The organism is Chamaesiphon sp. OTE_20_metabat_361, assembly GCF_031364565.1.
Window position 1 is genome coordinate 1 of sequence record NZ_JANLWO010000743.1, and the last position, 5,889, is coordinate 5,889.

At 45.4% G+C, this 5,889-nt stretch carries 6 protein-coding genes and 2 pseudogenes; 6 read left to right on the plus strand and 2 right to left on the minus strand.

Annotation, left to right across the window (positions count from 1 at the left end):
* A pseudogene (locus RMO35_RS25440) lies at positions 1 to 138 on the plus strand (CpeR family transcriptional regulator); the annotation flags it as partial.
* A gap of 171 nt (positions 139 to 309) precedes the next feature.
* On the opposite strand, the gene lepB (RMO35_RS21115) reads toward RMO35_RS25440, so the two are convergent.
* Together lepB (RMO35_RS21115) and lepB (RMO35_RS21120) are read right to left on the minus strand one after the other, a co-directional pair.
* Entirely contained in the window at positions 310 to 942 is a 633-nt protein-coding gene (gene lepB, locus RMO35_RS21115; RefSeq protein WP_309743961.1) for a signal peptidase I, read from the minus strand.
* Between the two features lie 136 nt (positions 943 to 1,078).
* Positions 1,079 to 1,792, minus strand: a complete 714-nt coding sequence (gene lepB / locus RMO35_RS21120; protein WP_309743963.1) for a signal peptidase I — start codon at positions 1,790 to 1,792, stop codon at positions 1,079 to 1,081.
* 293 nt (positions 1,793 to 2,085) lie between these two features.
* Here lepB (RMO35_RS21120) and RMO35_RS21125 point away from each other — a divergent pair, with 293 nt between their 5' ends.
* The 5 genes and pseudogenes from RMO35_RS21125 to RMO35_RS21145 form a co-directional block, all read left to right on the plus strand.
* The gene (locus RMO35_RS21125; protein ID WP_309743965.1) at positions 2,086 to 3,402 is read left to right on the plus strand and encodes a dihydroorotase; all 1,317 of its coding nucleotides are present in this window, start codon (positions 2,086 to 2,088) and stop codon (positions 3,400 to 3,402) included.
* A 167-nt stretch (positions 3,403 to 3,569) separates the two neighbouring features.
* Positions 3,570 to 3,842: a hypothetical protein gene (locus tag RMO35_RS21130; RefSeq protein WP_309743967.1), complete on the plus strand. Its 273-nt coding sequence runs from the start codon at positions 3,570 to 3,572 to the stop codon at positions 3,840 to 3,842.
* Positions 3,842 to 4,207, plus strand: a complete 366-nt coding sequence (locus tag RMO35_RS21135) for a clan AA aspartic protease (protein WP_309743969.1) — start codon at positions 3,842 to 3,844, stop codon at positions 4,205 to 4,207. Before RMO35_RS21130 ends, RMO35_RS21135 begins: the two co-directional genes overlap by 1 nt.
* Before the next feature lie 125 nt (positions 4,208 to 4,332).
* On the plus strand, positions 4,333 to 5,295 hold the full coding sequence (gene nadA / locus RMO35_RS21140; RefSeq protein WP_309743971.1) for a quinolinate synthase NadA: 963 nt from the start codon (positions 4,333 to 4,335) through the stop codon (positions 5,293 to 5,295).
* 213 nt (positions 5,296 to 5,508) lie between these two features.
* A pseudogene (locus RMO35_RS21145) lies at positions 5,509 to 5,889 on the plus strand (NAD(P)H-quinone oxidoreductase subunit F); the annotation flags it as partial.

The following is a 5,889-nucleotide window of genomic DNA, read 5'->3' on the forward strand; positions in this document are numbered from 1 at the left end:
GGCAAAATTTGGATCGGCGATCGTTGTCAAGTTGTCTTGTATCAAGCAACTGCTAGTCTACATACACCCCACCATCAGGTCAAGCAGTATTGGATTAAATACGGCAGTTTTAGAACGAGATTTGACGAACGGGTGTGAGTAATTTCACATTTTGCATCAAAATAAAATTACTTGTATTTTAGTGAATAGTGGATAGTGAATAGATAAGATACCTTATAGGGTGGGCAGTGTTGACAAGCAGGGTTTCAGATGATTCTAGTAGTTAAAGTAATTGTGCCGACCTATTTACTGGTGCAAGGTGTGAGTAATTTACTTAGTGTACTCAGGTTGTGGTGGGATACCGCCGACGCGGTTAATCGGCCAAAACCGGACGATGGCTTTGCCAATAATTTGCTCTTTGGGCAAAAAGCCCCAGTAGTGACCGTCGTAGCTATTATTACGATTGTCACCCAATACCAAATAATTATCTTTAGGGACGATCCCATCGGGCGTCAGTTGCGTACTGCTCCAGTTGTATTTTGGTGGTTCGCCGAGATAATTTTCGGGCAGTAGTTGACGATTGATATACACTTTACCGCCTTGGACATCGATGCGATCGCCGGGTAGACCGATGATGCGTTTGATAAACGCTTCTTTGTATTTTGGTTCGCCATTGGCTTGCAATTCTTTTTCCAATTCGGCAGTCGGATTGAAGACGACGATATCGCCCCGGCGAGGAGTGGTAAAGCGATAACTAATTTTATCGATAATCAATCGATCGTCAATTTGCAGCGTGGGGAGCATCGAGCCAGACGGAATAAAGCGCGAGTCGGCGACAAAAGTCCGAATTCCCAATGCTAAGATGACACTAAAACCAATGGTTTGAAGTGTCTCCCGCCAAGGATTCTCCGCTTTGGTGGCGACAGTTGGCTCGGATGGAGATCGATCGTGTTCTTCATTCATGTATTTGACACTAACTTCCCGATGTAGACCTACTCCCTTCCCACCCAAGAAATAGACATTTGCAATCCACTATCCACTATCCACTATCCTAGATGTCTAATTTGTCACTGGGAAGGGAGTAATTACATTAATCGAGCTAGCGATAATCAGGTTGAGGATCGATCCCACCCGCCCGGTTAATCGGCCAAAACCGGACAGACGCCTTACCAATGATTTTGTCCTTGGGGACAAAGCCCCAGTAGTGACTATCATAACTATTATTGCGGTTGTCGCCGAGCACTAGATATTGACCCTTGGGGACTCGACCGTCAGCAGGCCAAGGCAGGCGGCGATGTTGACCTTCATTATCGGTGGTATAGCGGTCTGTGGTGCTCCAATCTGTCGCTGGTGGTTCGTCTAGATAGCGTTCGGTGAGAAGTTTATCGTTGATGTAGACCTTACCACCTTTGACCGTCACCCGATCGCCAGGTAAACCGATCACCCGCTTGATAAAGGCGTCCTTATATTTTTCTTTGGCTAATTGAGCGGTAGGATCGAATACGACAATATCACCTCGGACGGGATCGGCAAATCGGTAAGAAATCTTATCGATAATTAAGCGATCGTCGATCTGCAATGTGGGTAACATCGAGCCAGAGGGAATGTAGCGCGCCTCAGCCACAAAAGTCCGAATCCCCAATGCCAGGAAGATACTCATGCCGATTGTCGTGAGGGTTTCTACCCAAGGATTTGCATCTTTTTTGGTTGAGGGGATCGAGTTGACACCATCCGCCGCGTATTTAGGTTGATGTTCGGAGGCAGTTTCAGCTTCAGTAGTAGAGTCTTCTGGTTGGGGCCGTTCGTAATCCATAAAAACGCTTCAAGGGGAAGTCAATGAGTGAGTAGATGTAAGTCGAGAGATATTCTCATCCAGTTGTGATGACGATATCGACCGAGATCGGGCGACTCGATCGATTTGCGAAAAACCTTGGCGATCGTCCTGTAAAATCCGATCTAGACAGTTGATGAAGACATTACCAAAGCATCAATGCTGGCTAATGTCGTCCGGTAACATATCAGCATCAAACGAAAATTGCCGCCTCGATCTTTAATATACTTGTTTTATCCATAGACCATTATGCCCTTTATTTTTGCCGATCGAGTATGAACGTAAATTCTTTGCTAATCCGTCAGGCTCAGATCCTGTTGGCCGATGGCACATGGTTAGCTGGTGATGTTTTGGTACGCAACGAGCGGATTGTCGAGATTGCCGCAAGTATTTCGGCTACCGATGCAGCTCAAGAAATTGACGCAACTGGCTTAGTTTTGTTGCCCGGTATCATCGATCCACAAGTCCACTTTCGGGAGCCAGGACTGGAGCACAAAGAAGATCTGACGACTGCCAGTTATGCCTGCGCCAAGGGTGGGGTGACATCCTTTCTGGAGATGCCCAATACCAAACCGCTGACCATCACTCAAGCCGCACTCGATGATAAACTCGATCGCGCCGCCCGCAAGAGCATCGTCAATTACGGTTTCTTTATCGGGGCAACTCCTGCCAACCTCCCAGACATTCGCACAGCCACCCCTACCTGCGGCATCAAGGTGTTCATGGGTTCGGCACATGGCAATCTGCTCGTCGATACTGCTGCTGCCTTAGAACCGATTTTTGCCCAGGGAGATCGCTTAATAGCCGTCCACGCTGAAGATCAAGCCCGCATCAACCAGCGCAAACAAGAGTTTGCCGGAAGTACCGATCCTGCCGTCCATTCGCAGATTCAAGACGATATTGCCGCCCTAAATGCTACCAAACTCGCACTACAATTATCCGAGAAATATCAGCGCCGCTTGCACATCCTCCACCTCTCTACCGCCATCGAAGTAGAATATCTCCGCCAGCACAAACCCGCCTGGGTAACAGCCGAAGTCACCCCCCAACACCTGATGCTCAATACCGATGCCTATGCCGCCATCGGTACCCTCGCCCAGATGAATCCACCCCTACGGAGCCATCACGATAATGATGTTCTGTGGGCGGGATTATTAGATGGGACGATCGATTTTATCGCCACCGATCACGCACCGCATACGCTCGAAGAAAAAGCCAAAGGGTACCCCAATACCCCATCGGGAATGCCTGGAGTCGAGACGGCACTCCCAGTGATGCTCACCCAAGCAGTTGCTGGCAAATGTACGATCGAGCAAGTCTCGAACTGGATGTCTACAGCAGTCGCTAAAGCTTATCATATCCCTAATAAAGGCGCGATCGCGATCGGTTATGACGCGGATTTAGTATTGGTAGATCTCGAAAATTATCACCCCGTCGAGCGCAAAGATCTCCAAACAAAATGCGGCTGGAGTCCCTTTGAAGGTTGGAATCTCACTGGCTATCCAGTTTACACGATTGTCAATGGGAATGTGGTGTATGAAAAAGGCGAGATTCGATCGGACATCAAAGGCAAAGCTTTGAGCTTTATCTAAAACATCTGTAGAATATAAGATGTCTTGTCGGGTGGGCACTGCCCACCAACTAGGTTTCAGGCATAGTCTATCTGACAACAAATTGCACTACCTACCTAGTATATTGACTTAGTATATAGATCGAAAATAGTAGAATTGTTTGAGGATTGAATAAAGCAGGAAATTTTATGGTAGATGCAATTTTTTGGTCTGTAGAAGAGGTCGCAGCTAAGGCTGGAGAAATATATGCCAATGAAATTCAGCAACAAGTAGAAACCACTGATAATATCGGAAAGATGCTGACAATCGACGTAGAAACTGGTGAGTATTTCATCGATCTCACAGGAGTAGAAGGAATGATGATGCTAAAAGCTAAAAGACCTACTGCCAGACTTTTTACTTTGAGAATTGGCTACAGTGCTGCTGTGGGCTTCGGTGGTTTTGACGGAAAATTAAACTGATGATTAGAGGTAAGTTTATTGACAAAAAAATTGTGTTACCTGTAAGGTTTTTGCTATCTCAGGAAATGATTTTTGATGTAGAATTCGTTGTCGATACTGGATTTAATGGCTATTTGACATTGCCAGTTGGGGCAGTTGGAGCAATGAACTTACCATTATTTTCCACAACGGCAACTATTCTAGCTGATGGCTCTCAATCTTTAACTCCCACACATCTTGCGACAATCGACTGGCATGGTGAAGAAGTAATAGTACCAGTGTTGGCAATGGGAGGTAAGCCTCTATTGGGTACGGGTTTATTAAGTCAATGCCGCTTGCTAGTAGAGTTTACCGAAAATGGAGCGATCGAGCTAGAGAAGTTATGATATCGAGTGATGAGGAAGCTCATTACAGCTTAAGTTCGCAACTAGGTAATGAAACACTTGGCATTTTGGTAAAATCTACTATAATTGAGATAGAGCGACCAAAATATCCATCAATCAACCCCAAAATGTTTGTCACTGCACGTCCAACTGCCAATCCAGATTCCATCCCTGTGGATGTTGTAGCGGCAATCCAAGAATTAAAAAAATCTCTCAATGCGGTAATTCTGGCGCACTATTACCAGGATTCAGAAATTCAGGACGTGGCGGACTTTATTGGCGACTCGCTAGAATTATCGCGCCGAGCTGCTAGTACCGATGCTGATGTTATCGTGTTTGCTGGCGTACATTTTATGGCGGAAACTGCCAAGATTTTAAATCCAAATAAGCTGGTATTATTACCAGATTTAGCGGCGGGATGTTCGCTGGCAGATAGTTGTCCGCCCGATGAATTTGCGGCATTTAAGGCAAAATATCCCGACCATATTGTGATTTCCTACATTAACTGTACGGCAGAAATCAAAGCTTTGAGTGATATTATTTGCACGAGTTCTAATGCTGTCAAAATTGTCAAGCAGATTCCAGCAGAGCAGGGAATTATTTTCGCACCCGATCGCAATCTGGGGCGATATGTGATGCAGCAAGCCGATCGGGAACTGGTATTATGGCAAGGCAGTTGTATCGTACATGAAACTTTTTCGGAGAAGAAGTTGGTACAACTTAAGATAAATTATCCCAATGCCGAAATTATCGCTCACCCAGAATGTGAAGAGTCGGTATTGCAACACGCTAATTTTATCGGTTCGACGAGTGCGTTATTAAAATATACGGCGCAAAGTTCCAGTACACGGTTTATTATCGCCACTGAACCGGGGATAATTCACCAAATGCAAAAAGCTCAACCTCACAAAGAGTTTATCCCTGCGCCACCGATTAATAATTGTGCGTGTAATGAGTGCCCGCATATGCGCTTGAATACATTAGAAAAATTGTATCTGGCAATGAAGAATCGATCGCCAGAAATTACGATGTCTGAAGATGTCCGCTTGGCAGCGTTGCGTCCGATGCAACGGATGCTAGAAATGAGCTAGATAGACAATCTGGTATATACAGAGAAATAAAAGATAGATTTAGCCCTAAACTAATAATAGACAATCGCCTATATATCATAGATAAGATAAGCAAAAGTTAGAGTGAACATTTGATAAAACTCTATGATTTACCTATCTTTTCGATGAATTTTCGATTAATCTTTTACATAGAGCAATAACTAATCTCTTATAATAAACGATAGATTTAAATCTATGGACTCGATAATTCTTCAGAATATCTGGTTGATCCCCTGCTACCCACTAATTGGGGCAATTTTGGCACTCCCTTGGTCGCTCGGCTGGTCGGGGCAACTCGGCACCAGACCTGCTGGTTATGTGAATATCATGATGGCGGGGGTAGCGATGATTCATGCCCTGTTAGCCGTAGCCACAGGTTGGGAGCTAGCGCCGCACCAGATTAGCTATAGCTGGCTGCACAGCAGCACCTTAGATATCAATTTTCCGATCGAGATTTCGACGATTACACTGACTGCTACGGCGGTGGTAACGACGATTAGTCTGGTATCTCAGATTTATGCAGTTGGTTATCTGGAGATGGATTGGAGCTGGGGACGGTTCTTTTCGCTGATGAAT

Bases quoted from the DNA above. Each gene is read 5' to 3' on its own strand.
- lepB (WP_309743963.1), bottom strand. From the start codon at position 1,792: ATGGATTACGAACGGCCCCAACCAGAAGACTCTACTACTGAAGCTGAA.
- RMO35_RS21125 (WP_309743965.1), top strand. From the start codon at position 2,086: ATGAACGTAAATTCTTTGCTAATCCGTCAGGCTCAGATCCTGTTGGCC.
- lepB (WP_309743961.1), bottom strand. From the start codon at position 942: ATGAATGAAGAACACGATCGATCTCCATCCGAGCCAACTGTCGCCACC.
- nadA (WP_309743971.1), top strand. From the start codon at position 4,333: ATGTTTGTCACTGCACGTCCAACTGCCAATCCAGATTCCATCCCTGTG.
- RMO35_RS21135 (WP_309743969.1), top strand. From the start codon at position 3,842: ATGATTAGAGGTAAGTTTATTGACAAAAAAATTGTGTTACCTGTAAGG.
- RMO35_RS21130 (WP_309743967.1), top strand. From the start codon at position 3,570: ATGGTAGATGCAATTTTTTGGTCTGTAGAAGAGGTCGCAGCTAAGGCT.